This window comes from Pseudomonas sp. HOU2, assembly GCF_040729435.1.
Classification (GTDB): Bacteria; Pseudomonadota; Gammaproteobacteria; order Pseudomonadales; family Pseudomonadaceae; genus Aquipseudomonas.
The window spans coordinates 3754960-3779957 of record NZ_CP160398.1; the positions used below are offsets into that span (position 1 = coordinate 3754960).

Genomic DNA, 24998 nt, shown 5'->3' on the forward strand with positions numbered 1-24998 from the left:
ACAGGCGTTTTTCGCGATAAATACTTTGTTACCCCTGATGCGTTGTCACGCGGGCTACTAGATAATCGCGCGCTATGGGGATCAGCGTTCGCTGTTCCATTTTTGACTTAGGTAGAGACTTGTCCGGATCCGATTGGGGAATCATTTTGCCCCAGCGGAGTCGGAACAATGCTCGCCAACTTGGCAAGGGTGCGCTGGGAGGTCGGCTTTTCAAAGTCGAAAACCCCACAGGCACTTAATCTGGCCGTTGGTTTTTTGATCTGTTTTCGGCGAGGGTTGCTCGTGATTGTTAGTCCCTGTAATGCAGCAAAAATGTCTGCCAAACGCATGCGAAGTGCCCTGGTAGCCGGCTCGGCGCTCCTGTGCCTGCTCAGCGCCGGCCAGCTTTGGGCGTTCAATCTTGACGATGTATCAGCCAAGGCTAAAGAGCTGGCCGGGCAGAAGTTCGAAGCCCCGCGCAGCAACCTGCCGAACGAATTCCGTGACATGAAGTTCGCGGATTATCAGAAAATCCGCTTCCTCACCGAAAAGGCTGAGTGGGCCGATCAGAAAACACCGTTCAAGCTGTCCTTCTATCACCAGGGCATGCACTTCGATACGCCGGTGAAAATCAACGAAATCACGGCGAACACCGTCGAAGAGATCAAATACGATCCGACCCGCTTCGATTTCGGCGACCTCAAGTTCGATCCGAAAGCCACTGAGCAACTGGGCTACGCCGGTTTCCGTGTGCTGTACCCGATCAACAAGGCCGACAAACAAGACGAAATCATGACCATGCTCGGCGCGAGCTACTTCCGCGTCGTCGGCAAGGGTCACACTTACGGTCTGTCGGCCCGTGGTCTGGCGATCGACACCGCACTGCCGTCGGGCGAAGAATTCCCGCGTTTCCGCGAGTTCTGGATTCAGCAGCCGAAGCCGGGCGACAAGCATCTGGTGATCTTCGCCCTGCTTGATTCGCCGCGCGCCACCGGTGCCTATCGCCTGATCCTGCGTCCGGGCAGCGACACCATTGTCGACGTCAAGGCGCAGATGTTCCTGCGTGACAAGGTCGGCAAACTGGGCATCGCACCGTTGACCAGCATGTTCCTGTTCGGCGCCAACCAGCCGTCGAAAGTCCTCAACTACCGTCGTGAACTGCACGACTCCAGCGGTCTGTCGATCCATGCCGGCAACGGCGAGTGGATCTGGCGTCCGCTGAACAACCCGAAACACCTGGCCGTGAGCAACTTCAGCGTCGAGAACCCGCGTGGTTTCGGTCTGCTGCAGCGTGGCCGCGACTTCAGCCACTACGAAGACCTCGACGACCGCTACGACAAGCGCCCAAGCGCCTGGATCGAGCCGAAGGGCGAGTGGGGCAAGGGCACCGTTGATCTGGTAGAGATTCCGACTGCCGACGAAACCAACGACAACATCGTTGCGTTCTGGAGCCCGGAAACCATGCCGGAGCCAGGCAAGCCGCTGGACTTCGCCTACCGCCTGCACTGGACCATGGACGAAGCGGCGATTCACGCCCCCGACAGCGCCTGGGTCAAGCAGACCCTGCGTTCGACCGGTGACGTCAAGCAGTCGAACCTGATCCGTCAACCGGATGGCAGCGTTGCCTACCTGGTCGACTTCGAAGGTCCATCGCTGGCGGCTCTGGCCCCGGATGCCGATGTGCGCAGTCAGGTCAGCGTTGGCGATAACGCCGAACTGGTCGAGAACAGCGTGCGTTACAACCCGGAAACCAAGGGCTGGCGCCTGACCCTGCGCATGAAGATCAAGGACGCGAGCAAGTCCACCGAGATGCGGGCCGCCCTGGTACAGCCAGTGGTCACCGCTGATCTGGCCAAGTCTTCGGTGCCGGCGTCGAATTCGTCGGTGGCCAAGGCGGACAAGGTCGCGGCCAAGCAACAAGAGAAAGACGAGAAGGAAGCCAAGGCAGCCGAGGCCAAACAGGCCGACGCCAAGCCAGCCGCAGATGCCAAGGACAAGGCCAACAAAGACGCCAAGCAGCCAGCGGCTGCGAACGCGGCCCCAGCCACACCGGAATCGGCACCGACTGAAGAAGTCCTGACCGAGACCTGGAGCTATCAGTTGCCTGCCGATGAGTAACTCTCAAGTACAGCCAGAGACTCTGTCCGAGTATCTGGCGCATCTGCCGATGACCGACGAGCAGCGCGCGGAACTCGCGGGCTGCCAGTCCTTCAGCGAACTGCACCAGCGTCTGTCGTCGCCGACGTTCGACGCGCCTGCCGAAGCCGCCCAGGCTTCGGTGGGCAAGCGCCTGACCCTGAGCACCGCCGAGGAGCTGGAAGAGGCGGAAATGCTGGTGCTCGACGCCAGCGGTCGGGTCAGCATGAAGGCGACTCCGCCGATCCGTCGGACCAAAGTCGTGCCGGAGCCTTGGCGCACCAATATTCTGGTGCGTGGCTGGCGCCGCCTGACCGGGCGCACCAACCCGCCGCAGCCGCCGAAGGACGAAAACGTCTTGCCGGCGGCGCGCTGGCGCACCGTGGGTTCGATCCGTCGCTACATTCTGTTGCTGCTGATGCTCGGTCAGACCATCGTTGCCGGCTGGTACATGAAAGGCATCATGCCGTACCAGGGCTGGTCGTTCGTCGATCTGGACGAAGTGCTGCACCAGCCGCTGCTGCAAACCGCCACGCAAGTGCTGCCGTATGCGCTGCAAACCAGCATCCTGATCCTGTTCGGGATTTTGTTCTGCTGGGTCTCGGCCGGTTTCTGGACGGCACTGATGGGCTTCCTCGAGTTGCTCACCGGTCACGATAAATACCGTATCTCCGGCAAAAGTGCCGGCAACGAGCCGATTCCGAAAGACGCTCGTACCGCGCTGGTGATGCCGATCTGCAACGAAGACGTGCCCCGGGTATTCGCCGGTCTGCGCGCCACCTTCGAGTCGGTCGCCGCTACCGGTGATCTGGATCGCTTCGACTTCTTCGTCCTCAGCGACAGTAACGACACCGATATCTGCGTCGCCGAGCAGCAAGCCTGGCTGGATGTCTGCCGTGAAGCCAAGGGCTTCGGCAAGATCTTCTATCGCCGCCGTCGCCGCCGTGTGAAACGCAAGAGCGGCAACCTCGACGACTTCTGCCGTCGCTGGGGTGGTGACTACAAGTACATGGTCGTGCTCGACGCCGACTCGGTGATGAGCGGCGAGTGCCTGACCAGTCTGGTGCGCCTGATGGAAGCCACGCCGGACGCCGGGATCATCCAGACCGCGCCGCGAGCGTCGGGCATGGACACCCTGTATGCGCGCATGCAGCAGTTCGCTACCCGCGTGTACGGTCCGCTGTTCACCGCCGGTCTGCACTTCTGGCAGTTGGGTGAATCCCACTACTGGGGTCACAACGCGATCATCCGCATGAAGCCGTTCATCGACCACTGCGCCCTGGCGCCGTTGCCGGGTAAAGGTGCGTTCTCCGGTGCAATCCTGTCTCACGACTTCGTTGAAGCTGCGCTGATGCGCCGTGCCGGCTGGGGCGTGTGGATTGCCTACGATCTGCCGGGCAGCTACGAAGAACTGCCGCCGAACCTGCTCGACGAGCTCAAGCGTGACCGTCGCTGGTGCCACGGCAACCTGATGAACTTCCGCCTGTTCCTGGTCAAAGGTATGCACCCGGTGCACCGCGCAGTGTTCCTCACCGGCGTGATGTCGTACCTGTCGGCGCCGTTGTGGTTCTTCTTCCTGGTGTTGTCGACCGCGCTGCTGGCGGTGAACACGCTGATGGAGCCGCAGTACTTCCTGGAACCGCGTCAGCTCTATCCGCTGTGGCCACAATGGCACCCGGACAAGGCGATCGCGCTGTTCTCGACCACCATCGTGCTGCTGTTCCTGCCGAAACTGCTGAGCATCATCCTGATCTGGGCCAAGGGCGCGAAAGAGTTCGGTGGCAAGTTCAAGGTGACCCTGTCGATGCTGCTGGAGATGTTGTTTTCCATGCTGCTGGCGCCGGTGCGGATGATTTTCCACACCCGTTTCGTCCTCGCCGCGTTCCTCGGCTGGGCTGCGACCTGGAACTCGCCGCAGCGTGACGACGACTCCACGCCATGGAGCGAGGCGGTCAAGCGCCACGGTCCGCAGACCCTGCTGGGCTTCTGCTGGGCGCTGCTGGTGATCTGGCTGAACCCGAGCTTCCTGTGGTGGCTGGTGCCGATCGTCGGTTCGCTGATGCTGTCGATCCCGGTGTCGGTGATTTCCAGCCGTGTCGGTCTGGGCCTGAAGTCCCGTGACGAGAGCCTGTTCCTCATCCCCGAGGAATACAATCCGCCACAGGCGCTGCTGGCGACCGACCAGTACACCCACGAAAACCGCTGGCATGCACTGAACGACGGCTTCATCCGCGCCGTGGTCGATCCGCAGCAGAACGCCCTGGCGTGTTCGCTGGCGACGGCCCGTCACGGTCAGGCCGAGCCGATCGAGTGGCTGCGTCAGGAGCGTGTGCGTCACGCCCTGAAGGCGGGTCCGGCAGCCCTGAGCAACCATGATCGCCTGCAACTGCTGAGTGATCCGGTGGCGCTGGCGCGTCTGCACGAGCTGGTCTGGGCCGAGGGCCACAACGAGTGGCTGGACGCCTGGCGCGCTTCGGTGAAAGCCGATCCGCATGCGCCGCTGTTGCCGCTCAAGCCTGTGAGCTTGCAGGCGCAACCGGCCTGATGAAGAAACCCCGCTAACTAGCGGGGTTTTTTTATGGCGCTGAAAAGCCCCCTCACCCTAACCCTCTCCCGGAGGGAGAGGGGACTGACCGGATTGGATATTCGAGTTGCATCGACCTGAGAAATCGAGTCGAACTTAGCTTTCGAATATTTCCCCGATCGGCTCCCTTTCCCCCTCTCCCCTCTGGGGAGAGGGCTGGGGTGAGGGGTGGCCCTTGATTGTTAAACAAATCGTCCATTAAACCTTGTGCAAAAAATCGAGTGCGTTAGCATCCGTCCCCGAATTGGCGCACCCGGACAATCTTGTCCATTTCTGTCGTTTTTCGCGCCGCAATTGCAATGGTTTTGGGGACTTGAAGATGAAGAAGTATCTGGCGATGCTGCTGGTCGGCGTCACGGCACTGGTTGCAGTCAATGCGGCGCACGCCGGTGCAATCGATGACGCGGTCAAGCGCGGCACGTTGAAAGTCGGTATGGATCCGACCTACATGCCGTTCGAAATGACCAACAAGCGCGGCGAGATCATCGGCTTCGAAGTCGACATCCTCAAAGCCATGTCCAAGGCCATGGGCGTCAAGCTGGAGCTGGTGTCCACCGGTTACGACGGGATCATTCCGGCCCTGATGACCGACAAGTTCGACATGATCGGCAGCGGCATGACCCTGACTCAGGAACGCAACCTGCGCCTGAACTTCAGCGAGCCGTTCATCGTGGTCGGCCAGACTCTGCTGATCCGCAAGGAGCTGGAAGGCACCATCAAGTCCTATAAAGACCTGAACACCGCCGACTACCGCATCACCTCCAAGCTCGGCACTACCGGTGAGATGGTCGCCAAGAAGCTGATCGCCAAGGCCAAGTACCACGGCTACGACAACGAGCAGGAAGCCGTGCTCGACGTGGTTAACGGCAAGGCCGACGCGTTCATCTACGACGCGCCGTACAACGTGGTCGCGGTGAACAAGGTCGGCGCCGGCAAACTGGTGTTCCTCGACAAGCCGTTCACCTACGAGCCGCTGGCCTTCGGTCTGAAGAAGGGTGATTACGACAGCATCAACTTCATCAACAACTTCCTGCACCAGATCCACGAAGACGGCACCTACGATCGCATCCATGACAAGTGGTTCAAGAGCACCGAGTGGCTCAAGGACATGGAATAACGCCGGTCGTTGTGGCGAGGGAGCTTGCTCCCGCTCGGCTGCGAAGCAGTCGTAACTGGTTGACTCGTTCTACCCGACGTTGCGCGGTGGCTGATTTCAGGGCTGCTGCGCACCCTAGCGGGAGCAAGCTCCCTCGCCACAGAGGGAGCGAGCATCCTGATCGATATGGATTTGCTCTAGATGAAACAGAAAAAAGCCCAATGGCCCTGGCACGTCCTGACCGTGCTGGTGCTGGTCGGCCTGGCGGGCGCGTTGTATTACGCCACGTCGCTGATGTCCTACGAATGGCGCTGGAACCGCGTGCCGCAGTACTTCGCCTATCAGGCCGAGGAAACCCAGCGCGCTGCTGACATCTCCACCGTCACCGAACTGGTGCGCAAGGGCGGCAGCGCGCAGGTCACCCTGCGCAACGACGCCGGTGACGAGCAGCACCTGACCGTCGACGAGAACAGCCTGCAATTCGCTCAGGGCGACGATGTGTCTGAAGGTGACGTCGTGGGCGTGACCCGACACTGGGCGGCAGGGCCGCTGCTGTGGGGCCTTTGGACGACGCTGTGGCTTTCGGTAGTGTCCGGTGTACTCGGGCTGTTGATCGGACTGGTCACCGGGCTGTGCCGCCTGTCGAGCAACCCGACTCTGCGCGACCTGTCGAGCATCTATGTCGAACTGGTGCGCGGCACGCCGCTGCTGGTGCAGATTTTCATTTTCTACTTCTTCATCGGCACGGTGATGAACCTGTCCCGGGAGTTCGCCGGGATCGCCGCGCTGTCGCTGTTTACCGGCGCCTACGTGGCGGAGATCATCCGTTCCGGCGTGCAGTCGATTGCTCGCGGGCAGAACGAAGCTGCGCGTTCGCTCGGTCTGAGCGCCGGCCAGTCGATGCGCCACGTGGTGCTGCCGCAAGCGTTCAAACGCGTGCTGCCGCCGCTGGCCGGGCAGTTCATCAGCCTGGTCAAGGACACCTCGCTGGTGTCGGTGATCGCGATTACCGAGCTGCTGAAAAGTGGCCGTGAAGTCATCACCACCTCGTTCTCGCCGTTCGAAATCCTGTTCTGCGTTGCCGGCCTGTACCTGTTGATCAACCTGCCGCTGTCGAAAATCGCCAGCCGGCTTGAGCGGAGGCTCGCGCAAAGTGATTGAAGTCCGCGATCTGGTAAAAGTCTTCGACACCCGGGGCCAGGTAGTCCGGGCGGTGGATAACGTCACCACCTCCGTCGCCAAGGGCGAAGTGTTGGTGGTGATCGGCCCGTCCGGCTCGGGCAAGTCGACCTTCCTGCGTTGCCTCAATGGCCTGGAAGAATTCGACTCGGGCTCGGTGAGCATCGACGGTCTGCAACTGGCTGACCCGAAAACCGACGTCAACGCCTACCGCCGTGAAGTCGGCATGGTGTTCCAGCATTTCAACCTGTTCCCGCACATGACCGTGCTGGAAAACCTCTGCCTGGCGCAGAAGGTCGTGCGCAAGCGCGGGCAAAAGGAAAGCGAGGCCAAGGCCCTGGCGTTGCTGGAGAAGGTCGGTATTGCGCAGAAGGCGCGGGAATACCCGTCACGCCTGTCCGGCGGTCAGCAACAGCGCGTGGCGATTGCCCGGGCGCTGGCGATGGACCCTAAAGTGATGCTGTTCGACGAACCGACGTCGGCCCTCGACCCGGAAATGGTCGGTGAAGTGCTGGACGTGATGAAGAACCTGGCCGTGGAAGGCATGACCATGGTCTGCGTGACCCACGAAATGGGTTTTGCCCGGGAAGTGGCGGATCGGGTGCTGTTCTTCGATCACGGCAAACTGCTGGAAGATGCCGCGCCGGCGCAATTTTTCGATGCGCCGAAGGATCCGCGCGCTCAGGCGTTCCTGCGGCAGGTGTTGTAACGGCGGCGTTCTTTCGGACGCCATCGCTGGCAAGCCAGCTTGTATGCTGAGACTTGAAGGGAGGAGGAGGGACAAAGCCAGATTCTGACTGTTGACGCAGTACAGATCCGTGGGAGATTTCGCCCCTCCTCCTTTCACCCAAGCGCCGATAAAGAATGCATCTGGCTAGACCGACGATAGGAACAAGCCTGCGCCCCTGGGTGATCCCTTCAAGTGTTCAAAACCATATCTCGGGGGGTGTTCAATGGCAATGTCGGTTTCTGTTTCCAAGCCAATCGTGGGCGTGGATGTCGCCAAGAATGAGCTGGTCATCTATCAGGCCGAGCTGGATCTGCTCGAGACTATTTCCAATGACAAGGCAGCGATCGAGAAATGGCTGAAAGCCTTGCCTGCACCGGTTGATCTGGCCATTGAATCGACCAATATCTATCACTTGGCGTTCGCCGATCTGGCCCATGAAGCCGGGTGCACGATTTACATGGTCGGTGGCTACGAGCTGAGTCATTACCGCAAAGGAGTGAATGTTCGCGCTAAAACCGACGCGCTGGACGCCAAACTGCTTGCCCGTTATCTGAAAAATGAATACGAAGAACTGCATCCCTGGATTCCGCCATCGCCGCTGTATCGCCGACTCTTGAGCCTTTTTCGTCGTCGCGCAGCGCTGGTTCAGGCGCGCGTTGGCTTGGTGCAAAGTTGGAAAAATGAGCCGCTGCTTAAAAGCGCGTTTGCCGAGCAAGTGGCTTCAATGCAGAGGCTTGAGACATTGGTCGAGAAGATGATCAACGAGCAGTTGAAAGAAGCCGGTTTGCTTGCCCAACTGAAGCGATGCACGAAAGTCGAAGGCGTTGGTTTTTTGACTGGAGCCCGTTTGATTGTTGCGTTTCAACGGGGTGATTTCAGGAATGCAGATGCATTCATCGCGTTTTTGGGGATGGATTTACGAGTGTCACAGTCGGGGCAGAAGGATGGTCGCCGAAGCCTGACCAAGCGTGGAGATCCGGAAGCTCGTCGACTGCTGCATAACGCAGCCATGTCGGCCAGTCGTACGCCAGCCTGGAAAGGCTTCTACGAGGAGCAAAGAGCCCGAGGCTTCAGCACGACACAGGCACTGGTGATACTGGCTCGAAAGCTTGCGCGGGTGGTATTCGCTCTGCTCAAGGGGCAAAGCGAATATCAACCGAAGGCCGGTTGAGGGCTTTCCCTCAACCATAGAATCTCCCACAGTGAATGGGTTGAACACAAACTTTGTGAACGACTAGAAACCTGTGGGAGCTGGCTTGCCAGCGATAGCATCACCTCGGTCCACAGTGAACCGAGGTCGATGCATCACCTCAGACCTTGAACCGCCCCACCAGCATCTGCAGATGCGTCCCCAGCCGCGCCAGCTCAACACTCGACGCCGCCGTTTCTTCACTCGCCGCCGAGGTCTGATCCGACACATCCCGCACATTCAGCACACTGCGGTTGATTTCTTCAGCCACGGCACTCTGCTGCTCTGCCGCCGCGGCGATCTGCTGGTTCATTGCCTGAATCGCCGACACGGTGCGGGTGATGCTTTCCAGTGAGCCACCGGCACGGCGGGTCAGTTCGACGCTGCTGTCGGTCAGGCTGCGGCTGTTGTCCATGATCGTCGCCACTTGCTGGGTGCCGTTCTGCAGGCCGACGATCAGCTCTTCGATCTCTTCCGTGGACTTCTGCGTGCGCTGGGCGAGGCTGCGGACTTCATCGGCAACCACCGCAAAACCACGCCCGGCCTCACCGGCACGGGCCGCTTCGATCGCGGCGTTGAGCGCCAGCAGGTTGGTTTGCTGGGCCACGGACTTGATCACGTCGAGCACGCTGCCGATCTTGTCGCTTTCGCGCTTGAGTTCGCCCATGGCTTCGGTCGAATGACCGACCTCAACGGCCAGACGCTCAATCTGCGCGATGGCTTCACCCACCACCTTGTCGCCTTCACGGGCTTGCTGGTCGGCGGCCACGGCGGCTTCGGAAGCCTCCTCGGCGTTGCGCGCGACTTCCTGCACGGTGGCGGCCATTTCGTTCATGGCGGTAGCGACCTGGTCGGTCTCGACTTTCTGATTGTTGACCCCGGCGCTGGTCTGCTCGGTCACCGCTGACAATTCCTCGGCAGCGCTGGCGATTTGCGTGACGCCGTCGCTGATGCCACCGATCAACTCGCGCAGGCCTTGGGTCATGCTCTGCATCGAACGTTGCAACTGGCCGAGTTCGTCGCGACGCTGCGACACCAGGTTGTGGGTCAAGTCGCCGGCAGCCACACGCTCGGCGACTTTCAGGGTCTGGTTCAGCGGAATGATGATCTGCCGGGTGATCGCCCATGCGGCCAGCAAACCGAAGGCCACGGCGAGTAGGGTGGCGATGATCAGCATGTTCTTGGCGTGCGCGGCATCGGTATCGCGCACCACGGTTTGTGATTCGGTGAGCTTCTTGCTGAGGTCGAGGAGGATGTCGCCCTGAGCCGTCATGGTTGCCCCGGCCTTGGCATTGTTCACCTGCGAGTCGCGGAACTGAGCGACCGCCGCGCGATAAGCCTTGATCGAGTCGGTGGCCTGTTGCAGGTTGGCGATGTGCTGTTCGGGCAGTTTCGCCGGCAGGCTGTCGAGGTTTTTCAGCGCATTGTCGATGGCGTCCAGCGCGGGCTGCTCCGCCTCGGCCTTGCCGCTGTAGGTGTAGCCACGCACCTGATAGCGCGCTTGCTGCAACAGTTTGCTCAGTTCGATCACGCTGTTGAATTGCGCGACGCTGTCACCCTGCAGCATGGATTTCTCGACTTCCGAGACTTTAGCCACGGCATTGTCGGCACTGGCGCCGAGCTTGCTGCGCGCGTCTTCACGCTGCACGGTGGCCTGTGTCATGTCGGCGAAGGCACGTTTGTACTCGGCGACAGCGGCCAGTTGCTGATCGACCATGGCCGCATCTGCGGGCTGCTCGATCAGGCCGCGCGCGGTTTGCAAGCCGCTGGCGAGTTTGGCCAGCAACTCGTTGACCGCGCCCGGGCCTTGTTCGCCACGACGCGCTTCATAGTCCAGACGCGCCAAGCGCAGGTCCTTGGTCAGCTCGTTGAGGCTGGAAATGAAGCCGAGCTTGTCGCCACGGCTGATGATGCCGCCCATGCCGGTCCAGCCGGTAAAGGTAATCAGCAGGGTGAGCAACAGCACCAGGCCGAAACCGATGCCCAGCTTGCGTTTGACGCTGACGTTCCCAAGATTCTCGGCTAACCAACGGTACATGCGACGACTCCCCTCGGACCACTAATTGGACTTATGGGGACTGTATCGGCGGGGTGATGGCAATCTGTAACCCGATTTGTCCGACACCACCCTTGTGTAGGAGCTGCCGCAGGCTGCGATCTTTTGATCTTGCTGTTAAAAAAACAAGATCAAAAGATCGCAGCCTTCGGCAGCTCCTACAGGGAGAGGTGTGTCAGAACAGGCGGGCGAGCAGGGCGGTGACGGCGGTTTCGACGCGCAGGATGCGCTCGCCCAGTTGCACCGGTTGCAGGCCGGACTTGCCCAGCAGGTCGATTTCGTAGGGGATCCAGCCACCCTCGGGGCCGATCGCCAGGGTCACCGGTTCGCTCAGCGCACGTGGGCACGGCGGGTAATTGCCGGGATGGCCGACCAGACCCAGGGTGCCTTCGCTGATTGCCGGCAGGCGGTCTTCGACGAACGGCTTGAAGCGTTTCTCGATGATGACTTCCGGCAGCACGGTATCGCGGGCCTGTTCGAGGCCGAGGATCAGATTCTCGCGAATCGCTTCCGGCTCCAGAAACGGTGTCTGCCAGAAGCTCTTCTCGACCCGATAGCTGTTGACCAGAATCACCTTCGACACGCCCATGGTCGCCACGGTCTGGAACACTCGACGCAGCATCTTCGGCCGTGGCAGGGCCAGCACCAGGGTCAGCGGCAGCTTGGCCGGCGGTGGTTGATCGAGGATGACGCGCAACTCGGCCTCGCCGGCCTCGAGGCGCAGCAGTTCAGCCGAACCCATCAGTCCGTTGATGCGCCCCACGCGCAGGCTGTCCCCGACTTCCGAGCGATGCACTTCCTGCATGTGGGTCAGGCGCCGGTCACGCAGCACGACGCGGTCGGCCGCGATGAAGTCGGCCTCTTCGAGCAGCAGCAGGTTCATGCCTGGGTCGCTGGCGGCTGGTCGTTGTGATCGTCGGCTGGCGTTTCGTCCGGGCGTTCGCGCTTGCTGATCAGGCCGCCGAACAGAATGCCGATTTCAAACAGCATCCACATCGGTACCGCCAGCAGGGTCTGCGAGAAGATGTCCGGCGGGGTGAGGATCATGCCGACCACGAAGCAGCCGATGATTACGTACGGGCGAATCTTCTTCAGGTATTTGACGTCGACCACGCCGATCCACACCAGCAGCACCACGGCCACCGGGATTTCGAACGCGACACCAAAGGCAAAGAACAGCGTCATCACGAAGTCGAGGTAACTGGTGATGTCGGTCATCATTTCCACGCCAGCCGGGGTGGCGGCGGCGAAGAACTTGAAGATCAGCGGGAACACGAAGTAATAGGCGAACGCCATGCCGGTGTAGAACAGCAGGATGCTGGACACCAGCAGCGGCACGGCGATGCGCTTCTCATGCTTGTACAGGCCCGGCGCGATGAAGCCCCAGATCTGATGCAGGATCACCGGAATCGCGAGGAACAGCGAGACCATCATCGTCAGCTTCAGCGGCGTCAGGAACGGCGACGATACGTCAGTGGCGATCATCGTCGCGCCGACCGGCAGGTACTGGCGCAGCGGCGTCGAGACGAAGGTGTAGATCTGCTGGGTGAACGCGAACAACCCAGCGAAGATAATGAACACCGCCGCCACACAACGCAGCAGGCGGGTGCGCAACTCGGTGAGGTGCGATACCAGCGGCATGTGCTGGTCGTTTTCGGGGAGATCGCTCATGGGGCTCGCGGCGGCAATTTAGGGTCGTGAGGGGCCGTCGCTAAGGGCGCGGCGGCTGGAGCAACGTGTTCAACCGAATTTTCTGCAGCGGCGGGCAAGGGCTCCGTCGCCACAACGGCAGCAGGTGCCGGAGCAGGTGTGCTAGGCGCGGCTGGCGCATGAATCGTCTGCTCACCCACATGCTCAACCGGCGTCGGCTCCTGCTGAACCGGCGTGAAAATCTTCCGCGCCTCCTGCTCCAGCGACAAAATGTGCTCGTTGTGCAGTTGCCGACGGATCTCGTCGGCACCGATTTCACGTTCAACTTCCTGTTTGATCGCGTTGAAGCTGCGCTTCAGCCGGCCGACCCACAGGCCGGCGGTGCGCGCAGCGCCCGGCAGACGCTCGGGGCCCAGCACCAGCAGGGCGACGAGGCCGACGAGCAGCAGTTCAGAGAAGCTGATACCAAACATTAGTCAGTGCTCACACGTCTTTGCGGATCGGCTCTTCGACTTTCTGCGCCTGCACGTCGATGGTGTGCGGCGGGTTGGCCTGAGCGGTGGCTTGCGGCTGCACCGGAGGCACCGGTTGCGCAGGCGTTACGGTCGGATCGGCAGCGGGTTTCTCGTCGTCGTTCATGGCTTTGCGAAAGCCCTTGATCGACTCACCGACGTCGGTGCCGAGGTTTTTCAGTTTCTTGGTGCCGAACACCAGCACCACGACTACCAGAATGACGATCCAGTGTTTCCAGTCAAAAATGCCCATGTTGCTGTTCCTCTCTAAAAATTGTTCAGGCGGACGGACGCGAGGCTTTCTCGACGTGTCCGGACAGACCAAAGCGACGATCCAGTTCATCCAGCACGGCCTGCGGATGCTGCCCCAACTGGGCGAGCATGACCATGCTGTGGAACCACAGGTCGGCGGTCTCGTAGATCACATCGCTGCAGTCACCGCTGATGGCGGCGTCCTTGGCGGCAATGATGGTTTCGACCGACTCTTCGCCGACTTTCTCCAGAATCTTGTTCAGGCCCTTGTGATACAGACTAGCCACATATGAGCTGTCGGCAGCGGCGCCCTTGCGCTCTTCAAGCACCTGAGCGAGGCGGGTCAGGGTGTCACTCATGGGAGGATGTGTCATCAGTCATTTCCTGAGCTGCGCCGGAGCCTGATTTTGTGCAGGGCAAGGCGCGAGGAGTGTAGTTTGGCATTTCAAATAAACGACGAGTAACGCAGCCCTGCACAAAATCAGGCCCGGCCCTTCGGGTTGCCGGCTGAAAGCGCGCCATGCTGCGTTGCAGGCCTTGGCAAGGAAAAGACATTCCCTGCGGCCTGCGCCTTGCCTGGCGCGCTTTCAGCCGGCAACGCAGCTCAGTAAATGACTGATGACACATCCTATTGTCCTGCGGAATAGATAGCGTGCGGGTCTTTCAGAACCGGGTCGACCGTTTTCCAGTCGCCGTTTTCGAAGACGCGGTAAAAGCAGCTTTGACGGCCGGTATGGCAAGCGATGTCGCCGATCTGTTCGACCATCAGGATGATCACGTCGGCGTCACAGTCCAGGCGCATTTCATGCAGGGTCTGTACATGGCCGGACTCTTCGCCCTTGCGCCACAGCTTGCCACGGGAACGTGACCAGTAGATTGCACGGTTTTCCGCAGCGGTCAGTTCCAGCGCTTCGCGGTTCATCCAGGCCATCATCAGCACGCGTCCGGTCTTGTGATCCTGGGCAATCGCCGGCACCAGGCCATCGGCGTCCCACTTGATCTCGTCCAGCCAGTTTTTCATCTTCGACTCCGACAGCGAACCCGTACTTCAATAGTCGGGTTCAGGCGTTGAAACAGTGTGCCAGCCGATCAGCGAACTGGCTATCGGCGAACGACCAGATACAAGCCGACGGCCACCATGATGCCCGCTGGCCAATGCCCCAGTTCGTGCAGCGGGCCACCGGCGGCGAGGATCGTCCCGCCGGCCAGATGTGCGCAACCGAGCAGGCGCAGGAACCAGTCGTCCTTGCGTTTGTGCCACGGTGGTGGCGGGTCGTAGGCGTGCGGTTGCGACATGCGTTCGAGCAGATCGCGGGCCATGTTGGCCAGGTGCGGCAGTTGTTCGAACTGGCTCTGCACGTTGCCGATCAAGGCTTTGGGGCTGACGCGCTCGCGCATCCAGCGCTCGAGGAAAGGCTGCGCGGTGTTCCACAGATCCAGATCCGGGTACAGCTGACGACCCAGACCTTCGATGTTCAGCAGGGTCTTTTGCAGCAGCACCAGTTGCGGCTGGACTTCCATATTGAAGCGGCGCGCGGTCTGGAACAGGCGCATCAGCACCTGGCCAAATGAAATATCTTTTAACGGTTTTTCGAAGATCGGCTCGCACACGGTACGGATCGCCGCTTCGAATTCGTTGAGCTTGGTTTCCGCCGGTACCCAGCCCGAATCGATGTGCAATTGCGCCACGCGGCGGTAGTCGCGCTTGAAGAAGGCGAACAGGTTACGCGCCAGATAGTCCTGGTCTTCCGGGGTCAGACTGCCGACGATGCCGCAGTCGATCGCAATGTACTGCGGGCTCCACGGATTGACGGTGCTGACGAAGATGTTGCCCGGGTGCATGTCGGCGTGGAAGAAACTGTCGCGGAACACCTGGGTGAAGAAGATCTCCACGCCGCGCTCGGCGAGCATTTTCATGTCGGTGCGCTGGTCGGCGAGGGTCGCCAGATCCGTCACCTGAATCCCGTAGATGCGCTCCATCACCAGCACTTTCGGCCGGCACCAGTCCCAATAGACTTGCGGCACGTAGAGCAGAGGCGAGCCTTCGAAGTTGCGCTTCAACTGGCTGGCGTTGGCCGCCTCGCGCAGCAGGTCGAGTTCGTCGTAGATGGTTTTTTCGTAGTCCTGCACCACGTCCACCGGGTGTAGCAGGCGGGCGTCGGCGGAGACTTTCTCGGCGGCGCGGGCGAGGATGAACAGCCACGCCAGATCCTGGGCGATCACCGGTTTCAGGCCCGGACGGATCACCTTGACCACCACTTCTTCGCCGGTCTTCAGCTGCGCAGCATGCACTTGCGCCACCGAGGCCGAGGCCAGCGGTTCGACGTCGAAACGGCTGAACACTTCGCTGATCTTCTTGCCCAGTTGCTCCTCGATCAGCTTGATCGACAGCTGCGAATCGAACGGCGGCACGCGGTCCTGCAGCAGCATCAGCTCATCGGCGATGTCTTCCGGCAGCAGGTCGCGGCGGGTCGAGAGAATCTGCCCGAACTTGATGAAGATCGGCCCCAGATCCTGCAGCGCCAGACGCAGGCGCGCACCACGACTCAGCTCCAGCGGCTTGCGCGGCAACCAGCGCCACGGCAGCACGTAGCGCAGCGCCAGGAGAAACCAGGGCAGCGGCAGATCGAACAGCAGGTCATCGAGGCGGTAGCGGATCACGACGCGCTGGATGCGCAACAGACGGCGGACGGCAAGCAGCTTCATGCGTTATCGCTTGGGTCGAGGGATCGGGAAAGGCGCTCGAAACGCGCCTCGAGACGTTCCAGATCAACTTTGATCCGGTCCAGTTCGCTGAACCGCGCTTCGGCTTCGCGCTGACCGACGAGGGTGCGTGATTCTTCGGCGAGGTATTCGGCGAGGTTCTGGTTGAGGCTGGCAAATCCTTGTTGATACCAGCGTGCGCGGCTGCGCAGATGACCGCCGACCAATTGCGTGGCGACCGGGCCGAGCCAGCGTGAGAGTTCGTACTCCCAGTCCAGCTCGAGGTCCTGCAGCACGCCGGCCAGCTCCAGCAACACGCCGCTGTCACCGTCGAGCTCGACTTCCGGGGCGTGCAGCACCGCGGTCTTGTCTTTGCTCACGGCCAGTTTCACCAGGCTCGACGCCGGGGCGCGCAGGGTGCAGTCGACGCCGGTTTCCCAGTGCGAGGCGAGCATCAGGCCTTCATCGCTGGGCAGGATGAACAGGTGCAGCGCCGGGCTGCGGCAATCGACGGCAATCACCTTGCCGGTCAGATGCGCCAGCCGCGGCAGCGCCGTGCTGTCGAGACGCAGCACCCGGTTGAGGCCGAGTTCGACGCTGGCGAGCAGCCCGGTGAGCAACATCAGGGCTTGATGCCGCGGTGCAGGGCGACGATGCCTGCGGTCATGTTGTGATAGGTCACGCGGTCGAAACCGGCGTCGACCATCATCGACTTCAGGGTTTCCTGATTCGGGTGCATGCGGATCGATTCGGCCAGGTAGCGATAGCTTTCCGAGTCGTTGGTGATCAGCTTGCCCATCAGCGGCATGAAGGCGAACGAGTAAGCGTCGTAAGCCTTGGACATCAGTGCGTTGGTCGGCTTGGAGAACTCCAGCACCAGCAGACGGCCACCGGGCTTGAGCACACGCAGCATCGAGCGCAGGGCGTCTTCCTTGTGCGTCACGTTGCGCAGGCCGAAAGCGATGGTCACGCAGTCGAAGTGATTGTCCGGGAACGGCAGCTTTTCGGCGTCCGCCTGAACGAATTCGACGTTGCCCGACACACCCAGATCCAGCAGGCGGTCACGCCCGACCTTGAGCATGGATTCGTTGATGTCGGCCAATACCACCTGGCCGGTAGGGCCGACCAGATGCGAGAACTTTTTGGTCAGGTCGCCAGTGCCGCCGGCGATATCGAGCACGCGGTTGCCTGCACGCACACCGGACAGTTCGATCGCGAAACGCTTCCACAGACGGTGCATGCCGCCCGACAGAAGGTCGTTCATCAGGTCGTACTTGGCGGCTACGGAGTGGAATACCTCAGCGACTTTTTCCGCTTTCTGGCTTTCCGGAACGTTTTTGAAGCCGAAGTGTGTGGTGGGTTCGGCATCGCTGCCTTTGCGCTGATCAGTCATATCGCTGTCACCAAAAGAGAATGCGCGACATTCTAATCCCCAAGCCATGCTTTGTCTTGGAATGGCTAAAGGTAAGATGGGCAACCTTCGGGACGATTTGCCGCAGACGCGGTCAAGATTTACCGTCACCTATTCATCAAGCAGGAGTCATTCGATGGCCAAAATCAGTGTTGAGCGTGCCCATAGCCTGGGCAAGGAAGCCGCCCGCGAGAAGGCCGACAAGCTGGCGCAGAAACTCTCCGATCAATATGGCCTGGAGCCGCAGTGGTCGGGTGACACCCTGAACCTCAAACGCTCGGGCGTGAAAGGCGCGGTGCATGTGGCTGACGATTCGATTCGCGTCGACGTGGAACTGGGCATCATGATGTCGGCCATGAGCGGCATGATCAAAGCCGAGATCGAGAAGGCGCTGGACAAAGCGCTGGTCTGACGCCTTTTTTCTGAATCCCGAATCCCTGTGGGAGCGGGCTTGCCCGCGATGGCGGTGGGTCAGATTACGAAAATTCTGGATGTGCCGGCCTCATCGCGGGCAAGCCCGCTCCCACAGGGTTCGAGTTTGTCCTGCCGACTGTTTATGTCAGTTGTTAGGGTGCCGTTTCTAATTTTTCTCCCTACTTTGTGCCTGAGCCCGACACATCTGCGGGCAGTTCCTCAAACCTTCTGCGCGTGAGGTGCACCATGGCCAAAGTCATTCTGAAGAAAAAAATCGACGCTTCGACTTCTGCTCTGAGCGACGTCAAATCCTATGCCCGCAAGATCTGGCTGGCAGGCCTGGGTGCCTACACCAAGGTCGGCCAGGAAGGTAGCGACTACTTTCAAGAGTTGATCAAGGCTGGTCAAACTGTTGAAAAGAAAGGCAAAAAAGCCGTCACCGAAAAACTCGAAGCCGCCAACGCCGAGATCGACGAAGCCAAGGATGAAGTCAGCTCGTTCAAAGGTCGCGTCGAAGTTCAGCTCGACAAGGTCGAGAAGGCGTTCGACTCCCGTGTAGCAAGCGCCTTGAATCGTATCGGCATTCCGTCTAAACATGACGTTGAGACACTCTCTGCTAAGCTCGATGAGCTGACGGCATTGCTCGAACGCGTCGCGCGTAAATCTTAAGGAGAACGGGATGGCTGGTAAAAAGAACACCGATAAAGAAGGCAGCTCGTGGATTGGGAAAGTCGAAGACTACTCCCGCAAAATCTGGCTGGCTGGTTTAGGCGTGTACTCGAAGATCGACACTGACGGCAGCAAGCTCTTCGATACATTGGTCAAAGACGGCGAGAAAGCCGAGAAGCTCACCAAGTCTGCAGTCGGCAAAAAAGTCGATGCCGCCAAGGACTCCGCTTCTTCGGCCAAGTCGCGCATCAGCGGCGTGAAAGATCGCGCACTGGGCAAGTGGGACGAGCTTGAAGGCGCTTTCGACAAGCGCCTGAACAGCGCGATTTCGCGCCTGGGTGTGCCTAGCCGCAACGAAGTCAAAGCGCTGCACAGCAAGGTCGAAACCCTGACCAGGCAGATCGAGAAACTCACTGGCGAGAAGGCGCGTCCGGTAGCGGCGAAAACCGCTGCGGCCAAACCAGCCGCTAAAACTGCAGCGGCAAAACCGGCAGCCAAAACTGCTGCCAAGCCATTGGTCAAAGCGGCTGCCAAACCGGTGGCGAAGGCTAAAACAGCCGTTAAATCCGTAGCGAAAACGGCTGCCGCCAAACCTGCTGCGAAAGCAGCGGCCAAGCCGGTTGCAGCCGCCAAGGCCGCTGCGAAGCCTGCCGCTAAAACCGCGGCGAAGCCAGCAGCCAAGCCAGCAGCGAAAACCGCTGCCGCCAAACCGGCTGCCAAGCCAGCGGCCAAACCGGCTGCGGCGAAAAAGCCGGCAGTGAAAAAACCGGCCGCGCCGAAAGCCGCTGCGCCGAAGCCAGCTGCACCCGCAGCAGCCAAGCCTGCTACCCCGGCAACCCCGGCCAGCGCGTCGAACTCCGCCGCTGCACCGACTCCGGTAGCCACCCCGACTGCTGCATCGACCCCGTCGACGCCAACCAGTCAGTCCTGATTTTTCAGGGCAAAACAAAACGCCCGGCCTGTGAAGGTCGGGCGTTTTTGTTTGTGCTTTTAAAAACTTACCCTCACCCCAGCCCTCTCCCCGAGGGAGAGGGGGCCGATTCGGGGATGCTTCAGCCTTACACCGACCTGAAAGTGTCGTATTGAATCCATAATCGACTGGATTTTTCAGGTCGCCGTATCGCGTAAGGCAATAAGGTCAGTCCCCTCTCCCTCTGGGAGAGGGTTAGGGTGAGGGGCTCTTGATTTCATTCGTGATCTTCGAGGTATTGCAGGGCCATCCGCTCCGTCGCCACTTTCACCGGGGGCAGCAGATGCGGCGCCACCAGCATCATGATCTGGTACACCACCAGTTTGACCTCGCCCTCGCGATCGAGAATCCGTTGATAGTCCAGCGAAAACAGCAGGGTCATGGTGATCTGCTCCACCAGTTGCCCCAACGCCTGGGTATCACTGACCAACTGCCCTGCCGCCTTCAACCGCGCCAGCAATGACGCCAGCGTACGCTTGAGCGCATTGAGCAGGTTGCGAATGCCCTTGGCCAGTTTCGGCAGGCGCCCGGCGAGGTTCGACAGGTCCTGGAACAGAAAGCGGTACTGCGCCAGGCGCTCGACGATCAGGTGCAGGAACAGCCAGTAATCCTCCGGCGCCAGCTCGACATCCGACGGCGGGTCGAGCAGTGGCGCCAGTTCATTCTGAAAGCGTTCGAACAGGCCGAGAATCAACGGCTCCTTGCCGTGAAAGTGGTAGTAGAGGTTGCCGGGGCTGATCCCCATTTCGTTGGCAACCTCCATGGTGGAGACGTTGGGCTCACCCTTTTCGTTGAACAGTTGCAGGGCACATTCGAGAATCCGGTCGCGGGTTTTCATCCAGTCTTCTTAGAAAAGTTCGGTTAAGCGTTAGCGCACATGCACGTAGGTGCCGGGTGCTGCCTCCATCGGTGGATAGTTCGGGTTGCCGAGGGTAAACGTGGTTTCGTGCTGCGTGCCGGAGCGCTGCTGTATCCACTCCAGCCACTGCGGCCACCAACTGCCGTCGACGCGTTTGGCGTCGTAGTACCAGGCGCGTGGATCGCTGCTGAGCTTGCCGTTCTCGACGTAATTGGCTTTCGGGTTGCTCGGCGGGTTGAGGATGCTCTGCACGTGCCCGCTGTTGGACAGTACAAAGCGCCGCTCGCCACCGAGCAGCAGGGTCGAGCGGTACACCGCGTCCCACGGCGTGATGTGGTCGTTCATGCCAGCCACGCTGAAGCTGTCGACGGTGACTTTCTGCAGATCGATCGGCGTGCCGCAGACTTCCAGCCCGCCCGGGTGGGTCAGCGGGTTGTGCTTGAAGAAGTCCAGCAGGTCGCCGTGGAAGGCGGCGGGCAGGCGGGTGTTGTCGTTGTTCCAGTAGAGGATGTCGAAGGCCGGCGGCTCCTTGCCGAGCAGGTAGTTATTGACGAAGTAGCTCCAGATCAAATCGTTGGGCCGCATCCAGGCGAACACCTTGGCCATGTCGCGACCGTCGAGCACGCCTCTCTGGTAGGAACGGCGTTTGGCCGCTTCGATGGTTTGTTCGTCGGCGAACAGCGTGGTCGGGGTTTCGATCTCGCTGTCGAGCAGGCTGACCAGATAGGTCGCACTGGAGATCCGCCGCAGTTGCCGTTTGGCCTGCAGATGACCCTGCAGCGCGGCGATGGTCAGGCCGCCGGCGCAGGCGCCCATCAAGTTGACCTCGCGCGCGCCGGTGATCGCCCGGCAGATGTTCATCGCTTCTTCCACCGCCTCGACGTAGGTCGACAGGCCCCATTCGCGGTGACGCACGTCCGGGTTGCGCCAACTGATCATGAAGGTCTGCAGGCCGTTTTTCAGCGCGTACTGGACGAAGCTGTTGTGCGGGCTGAGGTCGAAAATGTAGTACTTGTTGATTTGCGGCGGCACCACCAGCAGCGGCTTGGCGTACTGCTTTTCGCTCATCGGCTTGTACTGGATCAGCTCGAGCATCTCGTTGCGAAACACCACGGCGCCGGTGGTGGTGGCAACGGTCTTGCCGACTTCGAACGCCTGCTTGGTAACCTGACGCGGCAGGCCATCGTTGTGCAGCAGATCATCGAACAGATGGCTCAGGCCGCGCACCAGACTCTGGCCGCCGGAATTGAACAGCTCCTTCACCGCCAGTGGATTGAGCAGGGTATTGGAGGGCGCCACGGCATCGTTGAGCAGGGTGAACGCGAAGTGCGCGCGGGCGCGGTCGTCCTCGCTCATGCTGCTTTCATCGATCCAGCTCTTGACCTGTTTCTGCCAGGCCAGATACGCCTGCAGGCTGCGCCGGTAGAACGGATTGAGGCTCCATGCCGGGTCGGCAAACCGCGCGTCCTGCGGGTTGGTTGGGTGCAGGGTTTCACCGAGCAGCACGCGGCCGAGCTGGCCGCCGAGTTTCAAGGCGTGTTTCGCGCTGTGGAGCGGGTTGCGCAGACCGTGGGCGGCGACACTGCGCAACGTGGAGAGCAAGTCGCGGCCACGCAGGCCGGTCATTGCACTCTGTGCATTGATGAACACGGCGGGACTGGGCACGACGCCCGTCGCAGGTTTGTCGCGCATGACTCAACACTCCTTCGTCTTCAGGTCAAAAACAAACTCACCGAACCAGAACACCATAGTCGCTGTTACGGGTTGCTGCCTGCGCGGCGTCCTGCCGCGCACGTTGTTCAAAACCCTGCATAAAGCCTGCCGCCGTGATTTATCCGCCCAGCGGCGTCGGATGCGGGTGCATCACGGCGCGCTGCCGCTCCTCCTCAAGGAATTTCATGATGATCGGCGCCACGGCTTCGGCGCGGGTGATCAGGAACAAATGACCGTCGTCGATGATGTGCAGCTGAGCATTGGGAATCCGCCAGGCGAGCATGCGCATGTTGATCAGCGGGATCAGCGGATCGTCGTCGCCGGCCAGCACCAGCGTCGGCTGATGGATCTTGTGCAGCCAGTGAATGCTGGTCCAGCCCAGGCCGGCGAACAGTTGCCAGTAGTAACCGAGCTTGCCCGCCGAACGCACTTTCGCCGCATGGCTGGCAGCCAGCGTCGGGTCGCGACGGAACGAGCCGCCGTAGATCAATGGCGCAATGCGGATCACGTGCGATGGCTGAATGTAGCGCCGGGGACTGGCCATCATCCACAGCACTTTCGGTTTTCCCGGCACCATGAAAGCCCCGGCCGCCGTCGCTGCCAGCACCAGTTTCTTGCAGCGCTCGGGGTAGTCATGGGCAAACTGCTGCGCCAGCGCGCCGCCCCACGACACGCCGATCACATTGACCTGACCGTAGTCGAGGTAGTCGAGCATCCGCGAGGTCAGCTTCGCCAATCCGGGAAAGCGATACGGCCGGCTCGGCGTCGACGAGCCGCCGACACCGGGCACGTCGAAGGCGATCACTTCCAGATCCGGGTCCAGCGCCGCGACAAACGGAAACACCAGCTCCAGGTTGGCGCCGATGCCATTGAAAATCAGCAAGGGCGTCAAATGAGGCTTGCCGGGGCGTACCGCGGTGCGAATGGTCTGCCCATCCAGATCGACGGTACGGAAAATGAACGGTTGCGGCATGCTTCAGGCCCTGTGAATTAATTCATCCCCGCTCCCCTGCAGGAGTGAGCCTTGTGGTGAGGGGATTTATCCCCGATCGGCTGCGCAGCAGTCGCAAAATCATTACGCACGGTTTTCAGAACTACCGCGTCAGATGGTTTTGGGGCCGCTTCGCAGCCCATCGGGGATAAATCCCCTCACCACAGTTTCACCCCACAGTTCGGGGAGCCGAGGTGTGTCAGTTACCGCTCATGTACGTAAGTACCCGGCGAGGCCTCGCCTGCCGGATACGCCTTGTTGCCCAGTTTCAGTGGTGCCTTTTTCAGATTGCCCGAGCGCTCGGCCTGCCACGCCTGCCAGTACAGCCACCAGGAATCGGTGTGCTTGGTCGAGTTCTCTTGCCACTCGTCGGCATTGGCGGCCATGCCTTCGCTGGTCATGTAGCGCGATTTCGGGTTGCCCGGCGGATTCAGGATGCTCTGGATGTGCCCGCTGCTCGACAGCACGAACTCGACCTTGCCGCCAAACAGCTGCGCCGACTTGTAGCAGGACTTCCACGGGGTGATGTGGTCGTTGGTGCCGGCCAGCGAGAAGATGTCGGCGGTAACCTGCTTGAGGTCGATCGGCGTGCCGCACACTTCCAGTGCATTGGGGCGAATCAGTGGGTTGTTTTTGAACATCTCGATCAGGTCGCCGTGGAACGCCGCCGGCAGCCGGGTGGTGTCGTTGTTCCAGAACAGGATGTCGAACACCGGCGGCTCGTTGCCGAGCAGGTAGTTGTTGACCCAGTAGTTCCAGATCAGATCGTTGGGGCGCATCCACGCGAAGACCTTGGCCATGTCTTTGCCTTCGAGCACGCCGGCCTGGTACGAGTGGCGCTTGGCGGTCTCCAGGGTCTGCTCGTCGACAAACAGGGCGACGTCGCTGTCCAGGGTGGTGTCGAGCACGCTGACCAGCAGGGTCAGCGCGTTGACCTTGTTCTGGCCGAGGGCGGCGTAGTGGCCGAGCAGGGCGGTACAGGTGATGCCGCCGGAGCAGGCACCGAGCATGTTCACGTCTTTGCTGCCGGTGATCGCGGTGACCACGTCGACTGCTTCTTTCAGTGCATCGATGTAGGTCGACAGGCCCCACTCGCGCTGGGCCTTGGTCGGGTTGCGCCAGCTGACGATGAAAGTCTGCACGTTATTGCGCAGGCAGAAGCGCGCCAGACTCTTGTCCGGGCTCAGGTCGAACACATAGAACTTATTGATCTGTGGCGGCACCACGAGCAGTGGACGCTCGTGCACCTGCTCGGTGATCGGCTTGTACTGGATCAGTTCCAGCACGTCGTTGCGAAACACCACCGCGCCTTCGGTCACGCCGAGGCTCTTGCCGACCTCGAACGCGCCCATGTTGACCTGGCTCGGCATGCCGCCGTTGTGCACCAGATCCTTGGCCAGATGCGAGAGGCCGTCGAGCAGGCTTTTGCCGCCGGTCTCGAAGAAGCGTTTGACCGCTGCCGGGTTGGCGGCGGTATTGGTCGGGGCCATGGCTTCGGTCATCAGGTTGATCACGAAGTGGCCGCGCGCGATGTCCTTGGGTGACAGGCTGCTGTCGTCGATCCAGGAATGGAGCTCCTTGCGCCACGCCAGGTAAGTTTGCAGATAACGTTTGTAGAGCGGGTTCTGACTCCACGCCGGATCAACGAAGCGACGATCATCGCTGGCCGGTTGCAGTTCGGATTTGCCGAACAGCACGTTCTTCAGTTCAAGACCGAAATGGGTCACGTGCTTGACGCTATGGATCGGTTGTTTGATGGCCTGGGTCAGCACCATTCGAGCAGAGGCCAGCAGATCCTTTCCGCGCAGCCCAACGACGGGATTAAGCCCCAGGGTGTTTTCCGAGGCTTGGTACTTCAGGTCATCGTTATTCTTGTTACTCATCTACGACGCTCCATTGTCCTGA

The 24998-nt window shown here is 60.7% G+C and carries 23 protein-coding genes; 9 read left to right on the forward strand and 14 right to left on the reverse strand.

What is annotated here, in order from left to right:
- Nucleotides 1-312: 312 nt before the first annotated feature.
- The 6 genes from ABV589_RS17025 to ABV589_RS17050 all read left to right on the forward strand — a co-directional run bounded on the left by ABV589_RS17025 (nt 313) and on the right by ABV589_RS17050 (nt 8875).
- Nucleotides 313-2097 carry a glucan biosynthesis protein G gene (locus ABV589_RS17025; protein WP_167734086.1) on the forward strand — a complete coding sequence of 595 codons (1785 nt, stop codon included), beginning with the start codon at nt 313-315 and terminating at the stop codon, nt 2095-2097.
- Nucleotides 2090-4660 carry a glucans biosynthesis glucosyltransferase MdoH gene (mdoH, locus tag ABV589_RS17030; protein WP_247269357.1) on the forward strand — a complete coding sequence of 857 codons (2571 nt, stop codon included), beginning with the start codon at nt 2090-2092 and terminating at the stop codon, nt 4658-4660. Before ABV589_RS17025 ends, mdoH begins: the two co-directional genes overlap by 8 nt.
- A gap of 358 nt (nt 4661-5018) precedes the next feature.
- Nucleotides 5019-5816: a transporter substrate-binding domain-containing protein gene (locus tag ABV589_RS17035; protein ID WP_367082651.1), complete on the forward strand. Its 798-nt coding sequence runs from the start codon at nt 5019-5021 to the stop codon at nt 5814-5816.
- A 180-nt stretch (nt 5817-5996) separates the two neighbouring features.
- Nucleotides 5997-6956, forward strand: coding sequence for an amino acid ABC transporter permease (locus ABV589_RS17040; RefSeq protein ID WP_367082653.1), 960 nt, complete (start codon nt 5997-5999; stop codon nt 6954-6956).
- Nucleotides 6949-7683 (forward strand): amino acid ABC transporter ATP-binding protein, encoded by a 735-nt coding sequence (locus ABV589_RS17045; RefSeq protein WP_367082654.1) that lies wholly within the window; start codon nt 6949-6951, stop codon nt 7681-7683. Before ABV589_RS17040 ends, ABV589_RS17045 begins: the two co-directional genes overlap by 8 nt.
- A gap of 244 nt (nt 7684-7927) precedes the next feature.
- Nucleotides 7928-8875 (forward strand): IS110 family transposase, encoded by a 948-nt coding sequence (locus ABV589_RS17050; RefSeq protein ID WP_367082655.1) that lies wholly within the window; start codon nt 7928-7930, stop codon nt 8873-8875.
- A gap of 139 nt (nt 8876-9014) precedes the next feature.
- On the opposite strand, the gene ABV589_RS17055 is transcribed toward ABV589_RS17050, so the two are convergent.
- From ABV589_RS17055 to ubiE, 10 genes are all read right to left on the reverse strand, one after another.
- Complete coding sequence (locus tag ABV589_RS17055; protein ID WP_367082657.1) at nt 9015-10931, reverse strand: methyl-accepting chemotaxis protein; 1917 nt, start codon at nt 10929-10931, stop codon at nt 9015-9017.
- A gap of 193 nt (nt 10932-11124) precedes the next feature.
- Nucleotides 11125-11832: a 16S rRNA (uracil(1498)-N(3))-methyltransferase gene (locus tag ABV589_RS17060; RefSeq protein WP_367082659.1), complete on the reverse strand. Its 708-nt coding sequence runs from the start codon at nt 11830-11832 to the stop codon at nt 11125-11127.
- Entirely contained in the window at nt 11829-12638 is an 810-nt protein-coding gene (gene tatC, locus ABV589_RS17065; RefSeq protein WP_177325611.1) for a twin-arginine translocase subunit TatC, read from the reverse strand. The genes ABV589_RS17060 and tatC overlap by 4 nt, the downstream gene beginning before the upstream one ends.
- Complete coding sequence (tatB, locus tag ABV589_RS17070; protein WP_367082660.1) at nt 12617-13072, reverse strand: Sec-independent protein translocase protein TatB; 456 nt, start codon at nt 13070-13072, stop codon at nt 12617-12619. The genes tatC and tatB overlap by 22 nt, the downstream gene beginning before the upstream one ends.
- Nucleotides 13073-13082: 10 nt before the next feature.
- A complete protein-coding gene (locus ABV589_RS17075) occupies nt 13083-13364 on the reverse strand; it encodes a twin-arginine translocase TatA/TatE family subunit (protein ID WP_003220847.1) in 282 nt (93 codons plus the stop codon).
- A 25-nt stretch (nt 13365-13389) separates the two neighbouring features.
- On the reverse strand, nt 13390-13722 hold the full coding sequence (locus ABV589_RS17080; RefSeq protein ID WP_003220849.1) for a phosphoribosyl-ATP diphosphatase: 333 nt from the start codon (nt 13720-13722) through the stop codon (nt 13390-13392).
- Between the two features lie 269 nt (nt 13723-13991).
- Nucleotides 13992-14384: a phosphoribosyl-AMP cyclohydrolase gene (gene hisI, locus ABV589_RS17085; protein ID WP_095667753.1), complete on the reverse strand. Its 393-nt coding sequence runs from the start codon at nt 14382-14384 to the stop codon at nt 13992-13994.
- A gap of 80 nt (nt 14385-14464) precedes the next feature.
- Nucleotides 14465-16069: a ubiquinone biosynthesis regulatory protein kinase UbiB gene (ubiB, locus tag ABV589_RS17090; protein ID WP_007961777.1), complete on the reverse strand. Its 1605-nt coding sequence runs from the start codon at nt 16067-16069 to the stop codon at nt 14465-14467.
- Nucleotides 16066-16689 carry an SCP2 domain-containing protein gene (locus tag ABV589_RS17095; RefSeq protein WP_367082662.1) on the reverse strand — a complete coding sequence of 208 codons (624 nt, stop codon included), beginning with the start codon at nt 16687-16689 and terminating at the stop codon, nt 16066-16068. Before ABV589_RS17095 ends, ubiB begins: the two co-directional genes overlap by 4 nt.
- Entirely contained in the window at nt 16689-17459 is a 771-nt protein-coding gene (ubiE, locus tag ABV589_RS17100) for a bifunctional demethylmenaquinone methyltransferase/2-methoxy-6-polyprenyl-1,4-benzoquinol methylase UbiE (RefSeq protein ID WP_007961779.1), read from the reverse strand. The genes ABV589_RS17095 and ubiE overlap by 1 nt, the downstream gene beginning before the upstream one ends.
- A 154-nt stretch (nt 17460-17613) precedes the next feature.
- Here ubiE and ABV589_RS17105 point away from each other — a divergent pair, with 154 nt between their 5' ends.
- The 3 genes from ABV589_RS17105 (at nt 17614) to ABV589_RS17115 (ending at nt 19491) form a co-directional block, all read left to right on the forward strand.
- A complete protein-coding gene (locus tag ABV589_RS17105) occupies nt 17614-17889 on the forward strand; it encodes a polyhydroxyalkanoic acid system family protein (RefSeq protein ID WP_003220859.1) in 276 nt (91 codons plus the stop codon).
- A 248-nt stretch (nt 17890-18137) separates the two neighbouring features.
- Nucleotides 18138-18560 carry a phasin family protein gene (locus tag ABV589_RS17110; protein ID WP_367082664.1) on the forward strand — a complete coding sequence of 141 codons (423 nt, stop codon included), beginning with the start codon at nt 18138-18140 and terminating at the stop codon, nt 18558-18560.
- A 10-nt stretch (nt 18561-18570) separates the two neighbouring features.
- The gene (locus ABV589_RS17115) at nt 18571-19491 is read left to right on the forward strand and encodes a phasin family protein (RefSeq protein ID WP_367082666.1); all 921 of its coding nucleotides are present in this window, start codon (nt 18571-18573) and stop codon (nt 19489-19491) included.
- A gap of 256 nt (nt 19492-19747) precedes the next feature.
- Here ABV589_RS17115 and ABV589_RS17120 read toward each other — a convergent pair whose 3' ends face one another.
- From ABV589_RS17120 to phaC (ABV589_RS17135), 4 genes are all read right to left on the reverse strand, one after another.
- A complete protein-coding gene (locus ABV589_RS17120; protein WP_007961782.1) occupies nt 19748-20368 on the reverse strand; it encodes a TetR/AcrR family transcriptional regulator in 621 nt (206 codons plus the stop codon).
- A gap of 30 nt (nt 20369-20398) precedes the next feature.
- Nucleotides 20399-22081, reverse strand: coding sequence for a class II poly(R)-hydroxyalkanoic acid synthase (phaC, locus tag ABV589_RS17125; protein ID WP_367082668.1), 1683 nt, complete (start codon nt 22079-22081; stop codon nt 20399-20401).
- Between the two features lie 139 nt (nt 22082-22220).
- Entirely contained in the window at nt 22221-23075 is an 855-nt protein-coding gene (phaZ, locus tag ABV589_RS17130; RefSeq protein WP_102359147.1) for a poly(3-hydroxyalkanoate) depolymerase, read from the reverse strand.
- A gap of 221 nt (nt 23076-23296) precedes the next feature.
- A complete protein-coding gene (gene phaC, locus ABV589_RS17135; RefSeq protein WP_367082669.1) occupies nt 23297-24976 on the reverse strand; it encodes a class II poly(R)-hydroxyalkanoic acid synthase in 1680 nt (559 codons plus the stop codon).
- Nucleotides 24977-24998 lie beyond the last annotated feature (22 nt).

Coding starts and splice junctions, on each gene's coding strand:
- ABV589_RS17060 (WP_367082659.1), bottom strand. CDS start 11,832: ATGAACCTGCTGCTGCTCGAAGAGGCCGACTTCATCGCGGCCGACCGC.
- ABV589_RS17050 (WP_367082655.1), top strand. CDS start 7,928: ATGGCAATGTCGGTTTCTGTTTCCAAGCCAATCGTGGGCGTGGATGTC.
- ABV589_RS17035 (WP_367082651.1), top strand. CDS start 5,019: ATGAAGAAGTATCTGGCGATGCTGCTGGTCGGCGTCACGGCACTGGTT.
- ABV589_RS17115 (WP_367082666.1), top strand. CDS start 18,571: ATGGCTGGTAAAAAGAACACCGATAAAGAAGGCAGCTCGTGGATTGGG.
- tatB (WP_367082660.1), bottom strand. CDS start 13,072: ATGTTTGGTATCAGCTTCTCTGAACTGCTGCTCGTCGGCCTCGTCGCC.
- mdoH (WP_247269357.1), top strand. CDS start 2,090: ATGAGTAACTCTCAAGTACAGCCAGAGACTCTGTCCGAGTATCTGGCG.
- ABV589_RS17105 (WP_003220859.1), top strand. CDS start 17,614: ATGGCCAAAATCAGTGTTGAGCGTGCCCATAGCCTGGGCAAGGAAGCC.
- phaZ (WP_102359147.1), bottom strand. CDS start 23,075: ATGCCGCAACCGTTCATTTTCCGTACCGTCGATCTGGATGGGCAGACC.
- ABV589_RS17080 (WP_003220849.1), bottom strand. CDS start 13,722: ATGAGTGACACCCTGACCCGCCTCGCTCAGGTGCTTGAAGAGCGCAAG.
- ABV589_RS17055 (WP_367082657.1), bottom strand. CDS start 10,931: ATGTACCGTTGGTTAGCCGAGAATCTTGGGAACGTCAGCGTCAAACGC.
- ABV589_RS17110 (WP_367082664.1), top strand. CDS start 18,138: ATGGCCAAAGTCATTCTGAAGAAAAAAATCGACGCTTCGACTTCTGCT.
- ubiB (WP_007961777.1), bottom strand. CDS start 16,069: ATGAAGCTGCTTGCCGTCCGCCGTCTGTTGCGCATCCAGCGCGTCGTG.
- ABV589_RS17025 (WP_167734086.1), top strand. CDS start 313: ATGTCTGCCAAACGCATGCGAAGTGCCCTGGTAGCCGGCTCGGCGCTC.
- ABV589_RS17120 (WP_007961782.1), bottom strand. CDS start 20,368: ATGAAAACCCGCGACCGGATTCTCGAATGTGCCCTGCAACTGTTCAAC.
- phaC (WP_367082669.1), bottom strand. CDS start 24,976: ATGAGTAACAAGAATAACGATGACCTGAAGTACCAAGCCTCGGAAAAC.
- phaC (WP_367082668.1), bottom strand. CDS start 22,081: ATGCGCGACAAACCTGCGACGGGCGTCGTGCCCAGTCCCGCCGTGTTC.
- hisI (WP_095667753.1), bottom strand. CDS start 14,384: ATGAAAAACTGGCTGGACGAGATCAAGTGGGACGCCGATGGCCTGGTG.
- ABV589_RS17075 (WP_003220847.1), bottom strand. CDS start 13,364: ATGGGCATTTTTGACTGGAAACACTGGATCGTCATTCTGGTAGTCGTG.
- ABV589_RS17095 (WP_367082662.1), bottom strand. CDS start 16,689: ATGTTGCTCACCGGGCTGCTCGCCAGCGTCGAACTCGGCCTCAACCGG.
- ubiE (WP_007961779.1), bottom strand. CDS start 17,459: ATGACTGATCAGCGCAAAGGCAGCGATGCCGAACCCACCACACACTTC.
- ABV589_RS17040 (WP_367082653.1), top strand. CDS start 5,997: ATGAAACAGAAAAAAGCCCAATGGCCCTGGCACGTCCTGACCGTGCTG.